The sequence below is a fragment of the Shouchella phoenicis genome (assembly GCF_047238345.1).
Taxonomy (GTDB): Bacteria; Bacillota; Bacilli; order Bacillales; family Bacillaceae_D; genus Shouchella.
Genome location: NZ_JBDFMQ010000001.1, coordinates 3,176,580 through 3,196,933 on the forward strand (window position 1 = coordinate 3,176,580; position 20,354 = coordinate 3,196,933).

General features: G+C 40.9%; 20 protein-coding genes and 2 pseudogenes. 9 read left to right on the top strand and 13 right to left on the bottom strand.

The window, feature by feature from the left end; all coding sequences use genetic code 11:
• Positions 1-61: 61 nt before the first annotated feature.
• The 3 genes from ABC361_RS16955 (at position 62) to ABC361_RS16965 (ending at position 2,174) form a co-directional block, all read left to right on the top strand.
• Positions 62-874: an MBL fold metallo-hydrolase gene (locus ABC361_RS16955; protein ID WP_413075033.1), complete on the top strand. Its 813-nt coding sequence runs from the start codon at positions 62-64 to the stop codon at positions 872-874.
• A gap of 77 nt (positions 875-951) precedes the next feature.
• The gene (locus ABC361_RS16960; RefSeq protein WP_413075034.1) at positions 952-1,449 is read left to right on the top strand and encodes a L,D-transpeptidase family protein; all 498 of its coding nucleotides are present in this window, start codon (positions 952-954) and stop codon (positions 1,447-1,449) included.
• Positions 1,450-1,529: 80 nt separating this feature from the next.
• A complete protein-coding gene (locus ABC361_RS16965; protein WP_413075035.1) occupies positions 1,530-2,174 on the top strand; it encodes an SGNH/GDSL hydrolase family protein in 645 nt (214 codons plus the stop codon).
• Positions 2,175-2,212: 38 nt separating this feature from the next.
• Here the strand turns inward: ABC361_RS16965 and ABC361_RS16970 are convergent, their stop codons facing one another.
• Complete coding sequence (locus tag ABC361_RS16970) at positions 2,213-2,485, bottom strand: hypothetical protein (protein WP_413075036.1); 273 nt, start codon at positions 2,483-2,485, stop codon at positions 2,213-2,215.
• A gap of 62 nt (positions 2,486-2,547) precedes the next feature.
• Positions 2,548-3,480, bottom strand: a complete 933-nt coding sequence (locus tag ABC361_RS16975) for an acetamidase/formamidase family protein (protein ID WP_413075037.1) — start codon at positions 3,478-3,480, stop codon at positions 2,548-2,550.
• A 199-nt stretch (positions 3,481-3,679) separates the two neighbouring features.
• On the opposite strand from ABC361_RS16975, the gene ABC361_RS16980 reads away from it, so the two are divergent.
• Positions 3,680-4,030, top strand: coding sequence for a VOC family protein (locus ABC361_RS16980; protein WP_413075038.1), 351 nt, complete (start codon positions 3,680-3,682; stop codon positions 4,028-4,030).
• A gap of 37 nt (positions 4,031-4,067) precedes the next feature.
• Here ABC361_RS16980 and ABC361_RS16985 read toward each other — a convergent pair whose 3' ends face one another.
• Positions 4,068-4,679, bottom strand: coding sequence for a hypothetical protein (locus tag ABC361_RS16985; RefSeq protein WP_413075039.1), 612 nt, complete (start codon positions 4,677-4,679; stop codon positions 4,068-4,070).
• A 298-nt stretch (positions 4,680-4,977) separates the two neighbouring features.
• Between ABC361_RS16985 and ABC361_RS16990 the strand changes: the two genes are divergently transcribed.
• The gene (locus ABC361_RS16990) at positions 4,978-5,181 is read left to right on the top strand and encodes a cold-shock protein (protein WP_035395033.1); all 204 of its coding nucleotides are present in this window, start codon (positions 4,978-4,980) and stop codon (positions 5,179-5,181) included.
• 45 nt (positions 5,182-5,226) lie between these two features.
• Here the strand turns inward: ABC361_RS16990 and ABC361_RS16995 are convergent, their stop codons facing one another.
• From ABC361_RS16995 to ABC361_RS17035, 9 genes and pseudogenes are all read right to left on the bottom strand, one after another.
• Positions 5,227-5,994, bottom strand: coding sequence for a nucleotidyltransferase domain-containing protein (locus ABC361_RS16995; protein ID WP_413075040.1), 768 nt, complete (start codon positions 5,992-5,994; stop codon positions 5,227-5,229).
• Positions 5,995-6,069: 75 nt separating this feature from the next.
• Positions 6,070-6,615, bottom strand: a complete 546-nt coding sequence (locus ABC361_RS17000) for a pentapeptide repeat-containing protein (RefSeq protein WP_413075041.1) — start codon at positions 6,613-6,615, stop codon at positions 6,070-6,072.
• A 1,206-nt stretch (positions 6,616-7,821) separates the two neighbouring features.
• Positions 7,822-8,242 (bottom strand): annotated as a pseudogene (locus ABC361_RS17005) (peptidoglycan recognition protein family protein); the annotation flags it as partial.
• 304 nt (positions 8,243-8,546) lie between these two features.
• Positions 8,547-9,101, bottom strand: a complete 555-nt coding sequence (locus ABC361_RS17010) for a tetratricopeptide repeat protein (protein WP_413075042.1) — start codon at positions 9,099-9,101, stop codon at positions 8,547-8,549.
• A gap of 62 nt (positions 9,102-9,163) precedes the next feature.
• The gene (locus ABC361_RS17015) at positions 9,164-11,185 is read right to left on the bottom strand and encodes a copper-translocating P-type ATPase (RefSeq protein WP_413075043.1); all 2,022 of its coding nucleotides are present in this window, start codon (positions 11,183-11,185) and stop codon (positions 9,164-9,166) included.
• Positions 11,186-11,270: 85 nt separating this feature from the next.
• Positions 11,271-12,623 (bottom strand): amino acid permease, encoded by a 1,353-nt coding sequence (locus ABC361_RS17020; RefSeq protein WP_413075044.1) that lies wholly within the window; start codon positions 12,621-12,623, stop codon positions 11,271-11,273.
• Positions 12,624-12,733: 110 nt separating this feature from the next.
• Positions 12,734-12,955 carry a hypothetical protein gene (locus ABC361_RS17025; protein ID WP_413075045.1) on the bottom strand — a complete coding sequence of 74 codons (222 nt, stop codon included), beginning with the start codon at positions 12,953-12,955 and terminating at the stop codon, positions 12,734-12,736.
• Positions 12,956-13,078: 123 nt separating this feature from the next.
• Entirely contained in the window at positions 13,079-14,452 is a 1,374-nt protein-coding gene (locus ABC361_RS17030) for a 5'-nucleotidase C-terminal domain-containing protein (protein WP_413075795.1), read from the bottom strand.
• 48 nt (positions 14,453-14,500) lie between these two features.
• Positions 14,501-15,835, bottom strand: a pseudogene (locus ABC361_RS17035) (bifunctional metallophosphatase/5'-nucleotidase); the annotation flags it as partial.
• 1,089 nt (positions 15,836-16,924) lie between these two features.
• On the opposite strand from ABC361_RS17035, the gene ABC361_RS17040 reads away from it, so the two are divergent.
• From ABC361_RS17040 to ABC361_RS17055, 4 genes are all read left to right on the top strand, one after another.
• The gene (locus ABC361_RS17040) at positions 16,925-17,722 is read left to right on the top strand and encodes a lytic polysaccharide monooxygenase (RefSeq protein WP_413075046.1); all 798 of its coding nucleotides are present in this window, start codon (positions 16,925-16,927) and stop codon (positions 17,720-17,722) included.
• A gap of 158 nt (positions 17,723-17,880) precedes the next feature.
• Positions 17,881-18,264: a hypothetical protein gene (locus ABC361_RS17045; RefSeq protein ID WP_413075047.1), complete on the top strand. Its 384-nt coding sequence runs from the start codon at positions 17,881-17,883 to the stop codon at positions 18,262-18,264.
• Positions 18,265-18,332: 68 nt separating this feature from the next.
• Positions 18,333-18,908 carry a TetR/AcrR family transcriptional regulator gene (locus tag ABC361_RS17050; protein WP_413075048.1) on the top strand — a complete coding sequence of 192 codons (576 nt, stop codon included), beginning with the start codon at positions 18,333-18,335 and terminating at the stop codon, positions 18,906-18,908.
• Between the two features lie 136 nt (positions 18,909-19,044).
• Entirely contained in the window at positions 19,045-19,806 is a 762-nt protein-coding gene (locus ABC361_RS17055) for an SDR family oxidoreductase (protein ID WP_413075049.1), read from the top strand.
• Positions 19,807-19,869: 63 nt separating this feature from the next.
• Here ABC361_RS17055 and ABC361_RS17060 read toward each other — a convergent pair whose 3' ends face one another.
• Complete coding sequence (locus ABC361_RS17060; protein WP_413075050.1) at positions 19,870-20,352, bottom strand: GNAT family N-acetyltransferase; 483 nt, start codon at positions 20,350-20,352, stop codon at positions 19,870-19,872.
• Positions 20,353-20,354: the final 2 nt, after the last annotated feature.

The following is a 20,354-nucleotide window of genomic DNA, read 5'->3' on the forward strand; positions in this document are numbered from 1 at the left end:
TGGGCTATACTTAATAAAATGAACGGCTATTCATTTTTAAAAAAGAGAGGCTTGTCTAATTATGTTTAAAAAAACAATAACCGAGCACTCCACACATAACGTCCATATGGCGAATGGTAAAATTAAATTTCGAAACGTTCAATTAAACACTATTAGCTTTGCAACAGATGGCATTATGATCGATGCAGCAGGTGCATCCTTGCATTCTCTCTTTGCGCCTTTTTGGCAAAAACACGCGACAGATGCGCTCTATTGTACACATATTCATGAAGACCACACAGGCTGCGCAAACTGGTTTCAACAGACCCAAAAGGTCCCCGTTTTTCTAAATGATCGCTCACACAAAGAAGCCCACCAACCAGGCTCATACCCCATTTATCGTCGCTTATACTGGGGAAATCGCAAGCCATTTCGTCCTCACCCTATGCCAGCACAGTTTCAAAGTCGTACATCCTCATGGAAAAGCATTTACACACCAGGACATTCTTATGATCATTCTGCTCTTCTTAATGAAACAACAGGCCAGCTTTTCTCTGGAGATCTTTACGTCCAAACCAAAACGAAAGTTATGATGCGAAGTGAATCAATTCCAGAAATTATTCGCTCGCTCGAACATGTATTGCAGTATGATTTTGATGATGTTTTTTGTTGTCATGCAGGCTATCTTCCAAAAGGAAAAAAACAGCTTCAGAATAAACTTGACTATTTATACGACCTCACCGAGCTCGTAAACTCCCTACATGTGCAAGGTAAATCTGTTAGCGATATCCAAAAAAAATTGTTTCCACGAAAATATCCGATTACTTTTTTTTCATTTGGACAGTGGAATTCAAAGCATATTATTACCTCTATTTTAAAGGAGCCTACAAAATAATTGAAGGTTCTTCTTTTTTTCTGTATTGCCTCCTACTATTCAAACATAATTATAGTACAAAAAATAAAGGTGATGTCATGTATACCCACACTGTCCAACCAGGTGAAACGCTTTATAGCATCTCAAACGATTTCCGAATCCCTTTCGTTCAGCTCATTCAAGCCAATCATTTACATCCTACGAGCCAGCTAGGAGTCGGTCAGTCAATACGAATTCCGTCATTACCCGATCCTGAGTCCGTTCCATACGCCATTCACATTTCGCTCTCTAAACATCAACTAACCCTCTACCATAATGGTCAACAAATCCATCAATACCCCATTGCGGTCGGAAAAATGCTAACGCAAACACCAGTTGGGCGCTATGTCATTATTAATAAAGCGCCTAACCCTGGAGGTCCTTTCGGTACAATGTGGATGTCTCTGTCTAAGCAGCATTACGGCATACACGGAACGAACGACCCTTCTTCTATCGGGCATTCTGTCTCACACGGTTGTATTCGAATGTTTAATCACGATGTTGAGCAGCTTGCTGCGACTGTACCCATCGGCACCCCTGTGACCATTGAACCATAAGTGAGTTGATTCGCTTCCATCCATTGAGATTTCGCTTTCGTTCTATTAAAATAATTCTAAAACGAAATGAGGGGAAGCGTATGTCAGTACTTGATTATGACCGTATTCTTTTTATTGGTGATTCCATTACAGATTGTAACCGGAATCACTTAGAAAGAGAAGATGATCCTGACAAACTTGGAAATGGCTATGTTTCTTATATTCACGCTTTACTCCAGGCCACCTATCCTGAAAAAAAGTATCAGATCATAAATAAAGGCATCAATGGTCATACAATTCGTGATCTTCGTCAACGCTGGCAAGAAGACGTCGTAGATTTAAAACCTGACATGCTAATCATTATGATTGGAATTAATGACGTATGGCGTCAGTTTGACCAATCAGAAAAGGGCTCCCCCCATGTAGATCCTGACGAATTTAAAGAGACGTATGAAGAGCTCGTTACACGATCCAAAGCAAAACAAACGGTCTTGTTGTCACCATTTCATATTCAAAGTAATCTAGACGACCCTATGCGCCAAATGATGGATCAATACGGGGGCCTTACAAAAGCAGTTGCAACCTCGACAGGGGCTAGTTTTGTCGATATTCAGAAACACACCTTCGACCCATTGATGCAGGGATTAGACGACATTGAGATCGCACAGGACCGCATTCACCCAACATCTGTTGGCCACATGGCGATCGCTAGAACCGTCTTAACTCACCTAGGCTATTCATGGTAAACCATAAAAAAGTTGAAGCTCGCTTACAAAAAGCCGCTTCAACTTTTCTCAATTCCTTCGTTAACACCGAATAGGATTTTTTCCATTTTATCTTCATCTACTTCGAAATCGTGTACTTTTCCGACACCCAATTCCACTGGTCGTTCAACAAGTGCACCTTCTTTAAACAAATTCGCGAGTGCATAACGGACGGTCTCATCTTCAAAACCACTTGCTACGGCACGATCAACCACATCTTCTTGAGCTCGAATTTTCTGTGCACCAATTATCTCATGAAGTTTATTTCGTAACGCTTCACTGTAATGGTTCATGTTAAAACTCCTTTACGCATGCTTTTGCTTTTGTTCATCTATGTTCCCCTCGATTGATTCAGCTAAACTACTCGCTTTGGATTCGCCGTCCAACTTGCATCGTTCACTTCTAAGTAGCCTGCTTGTACAAGAATTTCTTTCCTCATAACCATCCTCACTGTTTTTAATGGATTGACGACTTGACAAATTTGAACATCGGCACAAGCACTTAAGAGCATCATACTCTCATCAAAAGATAGCATCGTTTTCGCAACAAGATCATCTGCCCATGTTTTTGTAGCATCGTGAATCGCCTCTTCTAAAGTTGTGGCAGAAGCGATAACTTGGATACTCTCCCTATTTTCTAACCAAGGGGTCTTAATGGTATTTTTTACGACGGAAAGTCGAACCGTCACTTCTGCTGGTATTTCCACACCTGTCACACACACTTCACCGTCTCCCATTGCTGCATGAACATCGCCTAACGCGAATCGAGCCCCTTTACAAGAAACAGGCAGATACAGCGTAGCACCTTCTGTCACCATTGTATTATCCATATTTCCACCATGAGAGCCAGGAGTCCCACAAGAGATCGCCTTTCCCTCTGGCGCAACACCAATTACCCCAATCATCTTACGAAGCGGGAGTGTAATTGAATCATTGAAGATGACGCCTTGCTCTGTTACCTTCATTATTTTTGATACAAATGCCTCGACTTCATCTCCAACGACACCTAGATTAGGGGCTACAGCCATAACGCCTTGTTTTGCTAATTCTATTGTTAACACTTCAACCTTTAACGTATCTCCAACCTCAGCTTCATGCACATAAATCGCACCGGTTGCAGGGTTCACAGCATTCATATCAATTTCTTGAAAAATAGAATCACGATCTTGAATCTGATTTGAAAACGCATCGAGGGTTTCGATTGTAATTGATTCACCTGAATGAATGGATGCCGCTATTTGGGCTTCATCTGAAAAAGCATATAGATAGTCGTTTGTATTCAGCTTCATAATAATCCACCGCCTCTCCTTTCTTTTTATATTAATAGAATTTTCTAAACAAAACAACTAGATCGATCACCTCTTACAATGCACCCCCTTAAAATGAAGGTTCCATTTATTTTTTTCGCTTCATAAACACGCATTGTATTCCGATATAAAGAATAACTTTACACGCCTGTAAAAGCTACGATAAGAGAGGGAGAAAGAATTGATACAAGCTGTACCTAGTTTACCCATAACGGATCTTTCACTAAGCCTTCTATTTTATAAAGAACAGTTCGGGTTTAGATTAATAAGGAGAACCGACACCTTTCTTCTTCTTAAAAAGGGTCAAGTATACTTAAGGTTATATAAAACGCATATTCACACACCTATGTATTGCGGCTTTTTTGTATTAGATATTCACGAACACATGCCAAAAGATTGTTCTCTAAAACAATTAAAATCAATTGGCAAATTGGCCATCAATCAATTAGGGGAGCTGTCTTTTACATTAAAAGATCCTGATGGCAACACCCTAGAAATGATTGAAACATCGGTCAATTCTAATGATTCATAAGAAAAGACGGACATCATTCTGTCCGTCTACATGTCTTCTAACTTGCTAATTCCACTGTAAATTGAAGATCTTCTCCCACTTGATCGCCACCAACTTCTGTACTAGGCCCATTCATCGTTACGACAACTTCATTAAGGCCTTGTACCGATTCAACAGGAAAGAGAAGTTGAACGGTTTTTGCGTCACCAGCAGCAAAATCAGGGTCAATTTCATCACTTAACACAATACTCGGTGTTTCAATCGATTCGCCTGTGTTTGTTTCAACACTTGTTTCTCCATATGGAAAATAGACAGCGTCTCCAGATGTATTCTCGATCTCCATTTCTACTTCCACATACTCAATCTGCTCTTCTCCAGTCGTCGCTGCAACGAAGCCAACTAGTTCAGCAGAACCCAAATTAACTTGGTTTACGCTAATGCTCATTGGACCGTCCTCATAAGAAGTGAGATCTTGATAGCGTTCGTAAATGGAAAATGTGCCTTCTTCCGTTTCCGTTTCTTCCATCACTTCCATTGATTCAGAAGATTCCTCAACACCTGCCTCAGTCCCTTCCTCCGCATCCGGTTGAGGGTCTGACTCTGTCGTGTCGCTACAAGCTGTAACAAATAAGAACGTCACAAACATTCCGTATAACCCAATTTTATTCATCTCGTCTACCTCCATCGGTTGTCCTACACACGATCCTACCATAGGAATAATTGCACTGAGAACCTGCACAATCCAATTTTAACTGAACTGTAACGTGATGATAATTAACTCGATTTTTTATGCAACTCCTTCCAACTTCTAAGAAAAATCCGAAAGCACTTGCAAATTTAAGACCTATCTGGTAAGATTAAGATTGCTTATTTTTGTTCGTGTAATAGCTTAAGTCTTTCGTCTTGAGTTTCGCTTTGAGCAAGGATAGGAATACAATTGTGCGATAGCGCACTAGGAGGCAACAACAATGGAAACAGGTACAGTTAAGTGGTTCAACGCAGAAAAAGGATTCGGCTTCATCGAGCGCGAAGGTAACGACGATGTATTCGTTCACTTCTCAGCGATCACTGGCGAAGGCTTCAAGACGTTAGAAGAAGGTCAAAGAGTTTCTTTCGAAATCGAAGACGGCGCACGTGGCCCTCAAGCTGCTAACGTAGTTAAAGAAGGTTAATCTTCTTTTCATAAAAACAGACTCGGTCTACCGAGTCTGTTTTTTTCATGCTAATTCCTGAATCATCCGCTCCCAAAACCGGGTGACTTGACTGGACGCTCCCATTTCTTTACGTAGCCAAGATAATTCTTGCTCCATAATCGACAAAATCACAACCACCGCTTTTTGATGGTCTTCTGGTGTAGAACAGTCCATCGCTTCAATAAAAGGTTTTACGACCGTGACTGGTACATCCCCTTCTAAAGCTTTTATACCAAGCTGACCTCGTTCTGGCGCATAATGATGAAGCAACACTTTTGCTAATCGCGCATGCACATAGCTGAGCAAATGGGCAGCCCAAGCATGACTCCCTCTTTGAATCGCTTTATAATATTGAAACAAGAACCAAGCAACATCATACGCTTCATCATAGAATTCTTGTTCCGTTAAGACTAATGTTTGGCGATCCTTAAACGTTTCCATAAGATCATTAGGATCATAGACTACCGTAAAAAAGTCTTTCGCCACAAATGATTGTTCTGTTACAGTGTAAAAATCCACGTGCAAGAGATCATCATAAACCGCTATGATCTGTGGCGCTATAATAAAGAGATCCTCATGAAACAGTAGCTCTCTATATGCCGATAAATGGTTTAACCGATCTTTCATAAATGCCGTTTGATCTTCTTCTCGAATCAGAACATATAAATCAACATCGGAATGTACATCGTGCTCATTTCTTCCCATTGAACCTTTAAGAAAGACCGCCATTACTCGCATATCCGCTTTAAGACTTTCAGTAATTTTTTTAACAGCCGTCTCTTGTCTCTCCATTTGAATTCCTCCTACACGCTTTACTCTACCCAATGAGTCGGTCTTACCAAGTAACTTGGCACAATCGTTTCTTTATCATATTGCAGCATTTAATTGCGATTGTGTTAAAAAAAGTGCATCTGATAGATTCGCTCTTTTTAATTGTGTATCTCGCATATCTGCGCCTAGGAAATCCACTCGGTGAAAGTTTGCATGATTTCCGTTCGCACCAATGAGTAACTTCCCACGGAGCGACTGTCCCGCTAAAGAGCCACTTATACGCATGCCAATATAATTCGATTTTAACTTTTTTTGTGAGTATGCTTTTCGATAAGTACGACTTACTTCTTCAAGAGAAGCTCCCACACGACCACGGTAATGTGACACATTAAAATTACGTATGGATGACCGGCTACTTGTCTGTTCAAGCAACTCATCCTGTAAGAATGAGAGTGAATGTTTATGCTTGTCCTCTGCCACTTCCAATGCTTGGGATAAATAAAAAAGCATTTCATGTATTTGCTGAACAATTGGAAAAACTATAAACATATCAACAGCTAAATCCTTATTTTCACGCCAGCTTTCACCACTGTAAATGACTTGCGAAACATATTGTCCTGCGCCAAAACATTCATACGTCACGCAACCTTTGAAACCACAACCTCTTAGCCGATCATGAATTTGACAGTCATTGTTTATTGATAAATTTTCACAAGGAACACCGCTTGGTTTATCTTTCGGAACGATTTGCCGTAAGGCAGTGCTACACAACATAAACCTAAGCATCGACTACAATCAGACGATAACTCCCTCTCCACTGTGCACAACCTTTCTACATGATATGAACAACTAATTTCCTAATTATAACATTGCTCGCATATTATCGTTAAAAACAATGAATCTTTACGACAAAAAAGGCTTAAGTAAAGTCAAATGACTTCTTAAGCCTCAGCATCAATTACCTTGAAACCCGATTTAACAATTCCGAATTCTGCGCTGCCGTTCCTGTGTAATTACGAATGCCATATTGCGCTGCTAAGCGGGAACGATTTGAATAAGAAGAATTCACACCAATTCGGTTTAAATAATCCACAATCCCTTCACCTTGGCGTGGTCGTGGTCTCGTGCTTGGTTTTGTCGGGCCACCACTTCTGAGTAGTTGCAGTAATTGTGTATTCTGCGCAGCCGTTCCTGTGTAGTTACGAATGCCATTTTCTCTCGCTAAGCGTGCGCGGTTGTCATAACTAGAGTCAACACCAATACTATTTAAATACGTGACAATACTTCCTGTTGTCTGATTTCCACCGCCTGCAGGTGGTCGATTTGATGATTGATCACGATCTCGTAATAGTGATAGCAATTGCGTGTTTTGTTCGGCTGTGCCACGGTAATTCGTGACGCCATACTGCACAGCTAAACGAGCTCGGTTTTGAAAACTTGAATCTTCTCCAATACTATTTAAATACGTCACAATGCTTCCTGTTGTTTGATTACCCCCACTTGAAGGTGGAGCTGGTGTTGGCGTAGGCGAGACATTGTCATTAGACTCTTGTCCACTTCGAAGGATCTCAAGTAACCTCGTATTTTGAGCAGCTGTCCCTGTATAATTACGAATACCATTTTGTACAGCTAATCTAGTTCGATTCTCAAAGCTTGAATCTACACCGATGCTATTTAAATAGGTCACGATGCTTCCAGTTGTTTGATTCCCTCCACCTGATGGCGGTGTAGGAGCTGTAGTAGGTGGCGCCGGTGCAGGTGTATTCTCTTCCTCATCAATTGGAATGTCTGTTGCATTTGGAATCAACGCGTGAAATGCTTCGATCCCCCCGGCGTTAATGATATTCGCTGGACAACGTTTGCCACTCCAACGTTGGTGTGGAACGACACGATCGATTGCAATCGTAAATTGATCCATTAATTGTCGAGTTAATTGTGCGGCATTACGCATGGCTTGCTGAAAATCTCCATCACGGTTTACACAAATTTCAATACCGATCGATTGACGGTTGCCTGTACCGCTACCGCCATCACCTGCATGCCACCCATTTTCATTTAAAGGTAAGTGTTGATAAATCGTTTGCCCATCGTCTACGGTAAAATGCCAACTTGCCGCCGTACTAGGATTTTTTACATACCGAGCATGCATCTCTGCGTCAGCGCCAGCACTTGTGTTGGCCGTTTCATGAATCGTAATATACGTTGGGTTTAACTTGTAACCAGGTCGATTCCCATTAGATGCAGGAATAAAGTCTTGGATAATATTCATAACTTTCTCCTTTCTTCATGTTATTTAATACTTTATTCACTAAATCTAAAAAGAGATCCGCATACGCTGAAAATCAAACTTTTTGTACGATTGACTATTATTTTTTTGAAACGAGTAGTCTGTGAGTCATTGTTTAGTCAAATGCTCGTTGAAAAATTGCCGGAAGTCTAGCATGGAGCATCGGTTGAGCCACCGTAGACTGCGTTCTGCTAAGCGTCAGCACCCATTTATCTTAACGTTTAAAGCATCAGATAAAAAAACCTTATGTTTCAGCATTAGAACAACGTGCCTTGGCCTGGTATGATCAGCAATAATCTATATTTACGAGCGTAAGTGCTTGTTTTGTTGACGAAATTAGCGCTTTGTCTTTTTTTACTAACCGTAACTGGTAAGCTTCTTCAAAACATGCCTTCGCTTCTTTTAATTGATTCATTTCCCATAAGCATTTTCCCTTATGTTGCAAAATGAAATCATCGTATTGTTGGGTCTGATGTTTAATGGCATAGTCTTTTGCTTGTTCGAACATTCGTAAAGCCTGATCATGTCGTTCCGCATATTTTAATGTTTCTCCTATGCGAATAAGAGTGGCCATGATTGCGTGATTCTTTTTTTGTTTTAATACGATTGAATAACAGGTATGATAACAGATAAGTGCATTTTCCAGATCGCCTAATACCCTATAGAAGTAGCCAAGCATGGATTGAATGCGATACACCGCTTCTTGGTCATCAGGTTTATGCGCATGTAATACCGCGATTGCTTGAATCAGCTTTTCAGGCTCATCGGATCGTTCGCGTAAAAAATGACTCTCATCAAATTTGATCGTTGTGATTGCTACTTCTACGACCTTATTTTTCATCTGAATCCCCCCACATCCGTATAAAAAAGACTTCTAGCATAAATGTTAAAAGCCTTCTTCCGTTACGATTTCATTTTCAAGGACTGCGCGTTGATGGCCACAATAATGGTGCTTAAAGACATTAAGATTGCGCCAACAGCTGGATCAAGAATAATCCCCCATGGCGCCAGAACACCTGCTGCTAGCGGAATAGCAGCAATATTATATCCTGCTGCCCACCAAAGGTTTTGAATCATTTTTCGATACGTAATTCGAGATAAATCAATGATTGAAACAACATCACTTGGATGACTATTTACGAGAACAACATCTGCTGTATCCATTGCTACGTCCGTTCCTGCGCCAACCGCAACGCCAAGATCCGCATTGGCAAGAGCTGGAGCATCGTTCACCCCATCACCTGTCATCCCCACCTTCTTCCCTTCTTGCTGCAAACGTTTAATCTGCTCTGACTTTTGATGAGGAAGCACTTCAGCAATCACATGGTCGATTCCAATTTGTTTGCTCACCGTTTCTGCTACTCGTCGATTGTCTCCTGTTAGCATTTGTGGACTAATACCTAAATCTTTTAAACGAGTGACCGCATCTTTCGCCGTATCTTTTACTTGGTCCGCTAATGCAATCGCACCAATAACATGTTTGTCTTTCACTAATAGAATAACTGTTTTCCCTAATGTCGTTAGTGATTCAATTTCGGTTTCATCAAATTGAATCGACTCTCTTTTCACATAACCAGGACTAACAACATAATACGTTTCTCCATCGATTGTTCCTTTAATCCCTGAGCCAGTAATTGAATCGAATTCATCAACAGAATTTATTGCATAACCTTGATTTTTTGCATGATCCACGATTCCAGCTGCAATCGGATGCTCTGACTCCGTCTCGAGCGATGCAACACGTTCGATAATTTGTTTTTCCGATAGATCAGAATAAGAAATGACGTCTGTTACCCCAAATGTTCCTTCTGTTAAAGTCCCTGTTTTATCAAAGACAATGGTATCCAAATTCCGCGCTTCCTCAAAAGCAAGCCGATCTTTTATAAAAAGCCCCTTTTGCGCAGATAGAGCAGTTGATCGCGCCACAACCAAAGGAATCGCTAATCCTAATGCATGTGGACAAGAAATAACGAGTACCGTGACCATTCTTGTCATAGCCGTTCCAATTGAATAGCCTAAAGCCATCCAAATAATAAACGTTAGCAATCCTGCCACAATGGCTACGTAAAAGAGAAGTTTCGCAGCACGATCTGAGAGCATTTGCGTTTTCGACTTACTTTGTTGTGCTTCTTTCACAAGTTCGACTACTTGTGAAAGATAGCCATCTTCACTTAATTTATTTACTCGAATCGTTAATGATCCAGATGAGTTGATGGCGCCACCGATTACTTCATCTCCACTATTCTTCTCGACTGGTACCGATTCACCTGTAAGCATAGATTCATTAACAGAAGATGACCCTTTCTCTACAATGCCATCTAGGGGTATTTTTTCTCCTGGTTTAATAAGAAGGTGATTTCCTACTTCTACTTCCTTTACTGAAATGGTTTGCACATTGCCTTCAGATGTTACAAGATTCGCTTCTTGCGGCATTAGATCAACAAGAGATTCAAGTGAGTCTGAAGCTTTCATTACCGATTTCATTTCAATCCAGTGCCCAAGCAACATAATCGCAATTAAAGTGGCCAATTCCCAGAAAAAGTCCATTTCATTGACCCAAAACACCGTTGCCATACTATACAAATACGCAACACTAATAGCGAATCCAATTAGCGTCATCATTCCTGGAGATCTTTGTTTTAATTCAGAGACCATCCCTGTAATAAATGGCCACCCACCGTAGAAGAACACAATTGTTGCAAGAATGACTTCAATTGCTGTCGCTCCAGGAAAAGCCACCGTATAATTAAAAAACATTTGAATCATGTCTGACAAAATAATAATAGGAATCGCAAGGATAACCGTTACAAAAAATCGTTTCTTAAAATCTGCGATCATTCCTTCATGCCCGCCATGACCATGATGATCATGATGGGTATCATTGTGATGATCGTGCGTATGATTGCTATGTGTATCATGGTTCATATTAACCCCTCCTCACTCCTTTATATACCCAACGGGGGTATTGTAAAACATTTTTTAATTTAAATATCGATAAACTCAAAAGCGTTTATTTTCGCGGATAGCCGTTCCATATTTTTGGTTTAACATGCTTCTTCTTAAAAATAAGTGCCATAAATGTAATCAATCCGAGAAAAATCATGCTGACATAAAGACCTGGTCGTCCTGTATCTTCTAGTGCAATGCCCGAGATTGCCGCTACCATGAGCGTTATTCCGATAACATGTCCAACTTTCCTCCATACCGACGTTTGTATAAGTCGCCAATTAGATAGCAAAATGACCATCCAGTTCACTAAGATTAAAATCCCAGCTGCAGTTGTAATGTATTCAAACAATCGTCCAGGTAAAACGAGAGCTGCGACAACAGCGAGAATTAAGCCACATACCGCAAGTAGTAAAGAGGCCAAGGGTAAGTCATGGAACGATAGTTTCTTTTGAAAGAAAGCTGGAGCGTGTTTTCGTTTTGCAAGCTGAGCCAATAGCGTAGTCACACCGAAAAGAGAAGCGGTCATAGCAGAAAAGCCAGCAACAATGATGGCACCATTAAAGACATGTGGAAAAAAGGAGAGCCCGTATGCAGACATGGCTGTCACGAAAGGACTTTCAGAATCGTTAAACGCAGTAAATGGAACTAGACTAACTGCAAAGCCTAACGAAAGTGTATAAAAAATAGTGACACCGATTAACAGGACTTTCCCAGCTTTAGGTGCTTCTTCTTTTTTCTTTAACTGCATGGCCATTAAGCCAATTACTTCGATGCCACCGAAGGCATAAAAGGCGTAGATAAGCGACCCCCAAAATCCAGTAATACCCCGTGGGAAAAATTCACTTAGACTGCTAGGAAGAGCAGGCTCTTGCCCTGTATGGTCAATTACGTGGAATACCGCCAATATCCCAAGCACAATGAACATTAAGATCGCAGCAATTTTAATAACGGAGAGAATGTTCTCCACTCTGTCAAAGCCTTTTGTGCCAAGAATAACAACAAAAATAGCTAAGCATGAGTAGATCGCCGCAAACACCCAAAGAGGTGTTGTTTCAAACCAAAATTGAGATAGGATGGATAGAGCTGTAAGTTGGCTTCCAATTATTAAGATATTCGACATCCAGTAATTCCAACCAGAAGCAAATCCTAGTTTTGCTCCAAACGCCTTCTCTGCATATACACTAAACGATCCCTCTTGCGGATCGTTCGCTGTCATTTGTGCAAGGGCAATAAACACAAGATAGGTACCAAGTGCAGCAATTAAAAACGATAAAACAACCGCTGGCCCTGCAAGTGAAATCCCAATGCTCGCCCCTAGAAAGTAACCTGTGCCAATGGTACAGCCAATACCAAGTAAAGAGAGTTGCCACCAAGCTAACGCTCCTTTTGTTTTTAGACGCTTCTGTTTAGACATAACCGCTCCTTTTTTCGTTATTGTGTGGCAAAGAACGGTTACTTATCCAGAACCTCTGTCATGGAACAAAAAAACTGCAGTTGGACATGATGCCCAACTGCAGTCGACACTTACTTGTATTGTTCGTTTAACTTAATTTCATCATCTTGAATGCCTAGTGTTCCTACTTTTTCAATGACACCTTTTTGCTTTAATTCCAACATAACCGTGCCGATGGAATGAGCGGGGTAACCGTTAAAGCCATCTAAGCTTTTCTCAAACTTTACGCTTGATACAGTATCTACTTTCTTTAACTCTTCAATTATTTTTTCTTCAATTTCTTTTTTCGGCATAAAGGCGCCTCCTTTAAAACATGTTTTCTATTGGTATTCCACGGTTTTCTCCTTTTCAATCCTTATATTTCATTTTCAAAAAATAAAAAAGAGATGCGGTCTCCCACATCTCCCTGCTGTTGTTTATTCTTCAATCTTCTTCCAAACGTCCCATTGACCAGAGTTTCGTGGATCTTCGCCTTGCGTCCACCATTTCGCTTCATATAATTTTCCTTCTACCGTTACTTGATCTCCAGCCACGTAAATTTGTTCGCTGTTCCACTCTTGTGGACCTTCTGGGATTTCATAACAATCAGCGACTTTCTTCCATACATCCCACTGCCCAGACTTACTTGGATGTTCTCCTTGTGTCCACCACTTCGCTTCATAGAAATCCCCGTTATACGCGACTTGATCTCCTGCTGTGTATACTTGATCGGCTTTCCATTCATCAAATGAGCAAGCTGGTACTTCAGGTTCTTCCGGTTCACCACTGTCTACCCACTGGTAATCACTTGGCGCCCGCATCCCAGGCGTAGAGAAATAGGCTTCTAACGACCCAGTAATCCTTACAGGTTGTCCTAAATTATCTGGATTTTGAACTAAATTTAAGCCATTTCGAACTGCTGTTCCGTTAACAAGCTGAACGGGCAACATCTTGTTTCGATCCGTTTCATCTGGTGAATCCGCTAATAAGAGGTTTGAAGGTGCATGTGTTCCTTCGCCAATCACTGGTTGCTGATTCACAATGGAACCAACAATATACCCTTGAACCGGGTACACACCGTTATTGTTTGCGATCGCTTCTGCAACGGACCTTGTGCCGCTCGGATCACCTGGCTCTTCTTGTCCTTCAATTTTAATACGTGTACCCTCTTCGTAATTAATCGGCTGTGTTTGCTCGGCAACATAGTCTACAACTGCTTGCCATACTGGCCCAATCTGATCTTCAAGAGCGTCACCTAATTGATAAAAGCTATTTCCGTGCATGTAGTCATTGTAAGCAACTGTATAAACTGCGTTATCGTCAATAGGTTCACCTTGAACTTCAACATTTGCTAAGTCATACCCATTCCCATTTGGTACAAGTGTATACGTTAAGCCTGAAGCTTGTAAGTCAACACCATTATGATAACGTGATTGCTCTTCAATTACTTCTTTTAAACGCGCCCCTGTTGTTTCCGCAACGACAATTGCATTCCCAAACGAATCAAGCGCTTCAATTTGGCGATCCGTAATGGTACCTGGAGGAATTTCTCCCGTTACCGATGACCCATTTAATAACGCAATCTCGCTGTCTGTTTTTGCTCTAATGGCATCAGTATATAAATTACCTAAACCTACATCTTGCTTCTTTTTATTTGCAGAATATAAACCCGTTTCTGTTGATCCAACAATCTCTCCTGGGTTTGGCCCACTTGGATCGACTTTAACTGAAATTCGTCCCTCTTGATAATAATTGATCGGCTCTCCTGCGTCTGTTAACTGTAAAGCGTACTGTTCCATTGCTGTCGTCATTAATCCAACCGTTTCATGGATGACTTCCCCTTCAAACTGGTAGCCTGAACCACCTGTCCCGATATAATCGGCAACAGCAACTGCATACGTCTCCTCTTCTTGCACAGGTTCACCATCGATTGTCAGATCGACACCTAAATAATTTCCAGTTGTGCCAGTTGTAATTTCATAATGTAAGCCTGATGTTTGCAAGTCAATTTGATTTCGGTCGCCTCTTTAATAAGAAAATTCGATTACTTCTTCAATCGCTGAACCTGTCATCTCAATGACCATAATTTCATTTGCAAATGGCTCAACTGTATAAATATCATTCAAGGTAATATCGCCAGGAGAAATGCTATCGCGCAAGCCACCATTATTCGTTAACGCAACATCAGCCTCAGCAAAGTCACGCATTGCATCTGTCCAAAAGTTTCCCAGTGGCGCATCACCGTTATAACGACCATCCCGGGTTAAACCTGTATCGCTGTAGCCGACCACTTTTCCTAACACTTCTTCCATTTCTTCTACATATCCGTCGATAACCGCTTGTACGTCTTCATCAACATCAGTAAGAGAAGAAACCGCAGTTAATCCGCCTGTTACACGATTGACTTCATCCGTTTCTTCATCATATACAAGCGTAAGCTCACCTAAATTTGCTAAGTTTGCACCTGTTTGTACGATAGGTGTACCGTTAACAACAGCAGGCTGGCTTAATGTCGTATGTGAATGCCCCCCAATGATGACATCAAAGTAATCAACTGCTTCTGCTAATCGTCTGTCCTGGTCGTGACCGATATGGGTTAACGCAACAATGACATCCGCCTGCTCTTCTAGCTCATCCTGATAAGCCAACGCTGTCGCTGCGTAATCTTGATCAAATGTCATCCCAACCACATTCGCTGGCGCTGTAGCTGGTGGAGCTTGTGTAATTCCAAGGATTCCAACATCAACCCCATCAACATCAATGATGACATATGGATCAGGGTTGTCTACACCTGTATCCCCACTGTCCATATTGGCACCAAGCCATGGAAAAGAAGAATCCTCGATGTTCTCTTGTAAATGCGTTTGCCCGTAATCAAATTCATGATTCCCGATAACAAAACCATCTAACCCAGCAAGATTAAACACATCAATCATTGGTTTCCCAAAGTTTAAATCAACGACAGGGTTTCCACTTGCAAAATCGCCTGCGTCAAGAAACAACACATGGTCAAGGGCTTCACGCTGTTGTTTCACGTAAGCCGATACTTTCCCGTACTCTTCAAAAGATGCATGGATATCATTTGTATGAAAGATATTTAACGTCTTCTCTTGCGCATGTGCTTCCCCACTAAAACCAATCGGCAGCGCAAGTGCAACAAGACTCGCACCTACCCATTTTTTCCATTTCTCCATCCCTTATGAATCCTCCTCAACCATTCTCTTCGTTATGCATGTCTCTAAAAGACAATTCTAGCGTAGCAAATAAAGAGAGCTAATTTTGTCGAAATCACTAATATTTTTGTAAATCTTGTAATAAGGTAAAAAAGTTCTAAAATTTCGTCGTTCACTATGTAAAAATCGGGAGAAAACTCCATTGATAGTCCTACAGAAAAACGAAGAAAGGAAGAGTTACCTTATAAATTATCAAACAAATGTTTGTTTTAATGATTGGATTGGTATTCTGTTTCAAAAGAGGGGATGGCACATAAAAAATACTCTGGTATGTCCAGAGCATTTCAATAAGGGGGGATGACAAATGATCCGTTCATTCGAAAAACATCTCGCATTAGTTTTTCGTTAGATTTATCATAGCATAAGCTGTTTCAATATCGTATTGGGATAATTTTAGCGATTAGATAAACATACAGCGCTTCTTCACTTTAGTTCACTAAATCACTTTTCCATTACACCTTCTATTTAAAAGTGATTTTGTCGAATCAGATCGAGCTCATGTCGAAATACCGTTTAAAACGAAATAATCATATTGGGAAACATGATAAATAAATCGGGAAGTCTTTCTAACATCTAATGTAAACGCTTTACTTTTTTTGTGATTTTATAAATATCGGTCATTAAATCCATACCTTGATTAATTTTTCCAATGAAAAAATAAATTAAGTACGAATTTCAGCAAAAACCACATATTTTTATAACGACTTTCCCAACCTATTCTATACAAGAGAATCATTTCGAGAAAATCACAGTATATCCGCTAATTCCGAACGTTTATCGTTATAAGAAACGACTTAACCTCTTCACGTATCACTAACCTTCAATCCCATTTCTTGATAAATATTCAGATTTTTCAATCCATTGTTCGTGTCTTACTCTACTCCCCTCCTTCCCAACCATTCACTTTAATGATCAATTATGCACCTACCTGCGTCTAAACATGCGAAATTTCTTAAAAACCAACCTTCTTTTTCCCAATTTCTTTTTCTACAGTCCCCGTTACAATGTAGGTACGCAAGCTCTACTTGCGAACAAAAAGGAGGAGTTCGTTTGATTGCTAAAAGGAAAAGTCACACGTTTCTTCAGTCAATTGGTTTCACTGTTCTTGCTTCTGTACTATTCGTTTTTGCCAATGCAGAATCGGCAAGTGCACACGGCTACATTGAATCTCCTAAGTCTAGAGCCTTACTTTGTTCAGAACGAGTAAACACAGATTGTGGTGGTGTCGTTTATGAACCGCAGAGCCTCGAAGCGCCAAAAGGATTTCCTGGAACGAGTATTCCAGATGGCCAAATTGCTTCAGCAGGCGGTGTTTTCCCACAGCTAGATGCACAAACATCAAACCGATGGACAAAAGTAAACATGAACAGCGGTCGACAAACCTTCACATGGCACCTTACAGCGATGCATTCCACTGCAAAATGGCATTACTACATTACAAAACCTAACTGGAATCCCAATCAACCACTTACAAGAAATCAACTTGAGCTTGTCCCATTCTATGAAAAATTTGACGGTGGCGCACGCCCAGGTCAAAAAGTAAGTCATGAATTAACTGTGCCTCAACGTTCTGGGTATCATGTTATTTTAGGCGTATGGGATGTTGCAGATACAGCAAACGCGTTCTATCAAGTTATTGATGCTCAGTTCAGCGGTGGAAGTAACCCTACTCCTCCAACGAATCCTGACCCAGGCAACCCAGAACCACCTGCTCATCCTGCTTGGAATTCAACCGCAACGTATGTTGGTGGCGATCATGTCACACACAACGGCCAAGTGTACCGTGCAAAATGGTGGACGCGTGGTGAAACACCAGGTCGTGCTGACGTCTGGGAACCAATCCGCTAAGCTTTTTCTACTTACCCCTCTATTATAAAGCAGATCATTAGGAGTGAAATCCTATTGGTGTGCTTCTTTTTTTGCCTAATCCTTTTGACGTTTGATCATTTACAGTGAAACAAATTCCCCTTTATACTGGAAATAGATTGAAAGAAGGAGAGCTCTATATGGAAAATCGCCGAACATTACAAACCGCCTATATTCTAGCTGGTGCCCTTTTTACTTTAGTAGGTCTTTTTTTAATTGTACTTCAACTTTCTACAGAAGGTGGTTTTAGTAGCTACAGCCTGACTCCTCTGGCTATGGGATGGATGCTTCTTTGCCTCGCCTATCTTGTCTCGCAATCAACAAACGGAAAGGCAGACTTAAAAGCCATTCGTGGTCAAGCAAGCTTTTGGTCAATCGTCCTCACTCTCGTCTATATCACCGTCGCTCTCATTTTAACAGAAACCAATGTTGTGAATTGGTCCGTTACACAGTTGTTAACAACGTTATCAAGCCTTATTATAATCACACTGTTCACGTTTATGGCGTTGTTTTCCAGAAAATGAGCAGCGTAGCTTCGTGTTTTCTCTCATCTATTCAGGTATACTGGGTTTAGGATGGAGGTGCACACGTTATGAGCCAATCATACCCCGATTTACGGGTTATGCGAACTCGCCGGGCGATTAAATCAGCCTTTACACAACTTCTTTACGAAACTCCACTTGAAAAAATATCCGTAAATACGTTAGCAAACCGTGCAGAGATTAATCGCGTAACGTTTTATGCCCACTATCACGATATTTATGACCTCGCCGATCATTACATTTCAGATCAGCTTACGGATATTCGTTCTGCTTTAATAATAGAAAAAACGGACGCCACACAAAATCAACAAGCGACGGAATCACTCACACGACTATTACAATATATTGCGATCAATCAAAACATCTATTATATGCTTCTCGTAGACAAACGACTTCCTGGGTTTACAAAAAAGCTGAACGACTTGCTTCATTCACTCATTTTAGAACCAACTAAAACAGAGACTTTTTACACCGTTCAAACTCCAACAGATATTGCAAAATGGTATGCTTCCTCTGCACTATTAGGTACCATTTCAATGTGGCTAGAGCACAACATGCCGCATAGTCCTGAGATACTAGCGAAACAACTAATCATCCTTAATCCATTTCGTAGCAATCATTCGTGAGATAACGTTCATTTACACTTTTTACGTATCTGTTGTTTTACTTACAATCAAGCCGTAATTGTCAATTGTCTAATTGATTCATAAAAGCTAGGATGAAGGGGAAACAAAACAGTCTAACGAAAAAGGGTGAAGATCTATGAAACTCGAACAAAAAGTCGCAATCGTTACTGGTGCAGCTTCAGGTATGGGTGAAGCGATTGCAAAACTCTATGCACAAGAAGGAGCAAGCGTTGTTGTCGCTGACTTAAATGAAGAAGGTGCAAAGACCGTTGCCTCATCCATTGAAGAACAAGGCGGAAAAGCAATTGCTGTTAAAGTAAATGTAACGAACATAGACGAGATCGACAACATGATTCAAACTGCAATAGATTCTTTTGGTACACTTGATATTCTAGTAAACAACGCAGGCATTATGGATGGGTTTGAACCAGCTGGCGAAATTACAGACGAAAAATGGGACCTTATCTTTGATGTAAATACGAAAAGTGTTATGCGCACAATGAGGAAAGCGCTTCCTCACTTCCTTGAAAAAGAAGCTGGCGTGATTGTAAATATTGCCTCATCTGGCGGCCTAAACGGGGCTCATGCTGGTGTATCGTACACGGCGTCTAAACATGCCGTAGTCGGTATGACGAAAAACACTGGTTATATGTATGCAAACAAAGGCATTCGCTGTAATGCGATAGCACCCGGAGGCGTTCAAACAAACATTGCTTCATCTCTAACAAATGCAAGTGAGTTTGGTGGCGCACGTCTACAAGCACCTCGTTCTGTTATGCCTCGTGTTGGTCAAGCGCAGGAAATTGCAAAAGTAGCTTTATTCCTAGCTTCTGACGATTCCAGCTTTGTAAACGGAACTGTGGTAACAGCTGATGCAGGATGGACATCTGCCTTTTAAAAATTCACTAAAGATCTTCATGCACATTCTGTATGAAGATCTTTTTATGTTAGAACCAGCCCATTAATTGTTTTCCTGCGTAAAGTATTGCGTCACTTTTTTAAAACTTACTTGCTCCCTATATTGACCATCTGTCCATTCATCGATGACACTCCGCCAAAATGCTTGCGCTGGCTTGTTCTCTTTTAATTGAGCGACATGCCACCTGCCCTCATAATCTTGGAAAACCTGTCTCGCAACCAACCTACCTAAACCTTGACGGCGATACCTTCTCATCACAAAAAATTCAGCGATTGAATGATACGGCTGTTGCCTTAGCTGAATTTGTTTAACGAGAACGAAACCCGCATAACAATCATCCACCACAATAAAATATGGATCATGTTTCGGTTTTGTCCAGTAATCAAGCAACGGGTAATCTGCGTAACGACCGTTCGACTCCACTTCAATATCAATATAGGAAGAAAAATCATGTAAATAAAACTGAACTAAGTTTGAGAGCACTTGTTGTTGTTCTACCTCTGCTTTTATTAATTGAACCTTCATCT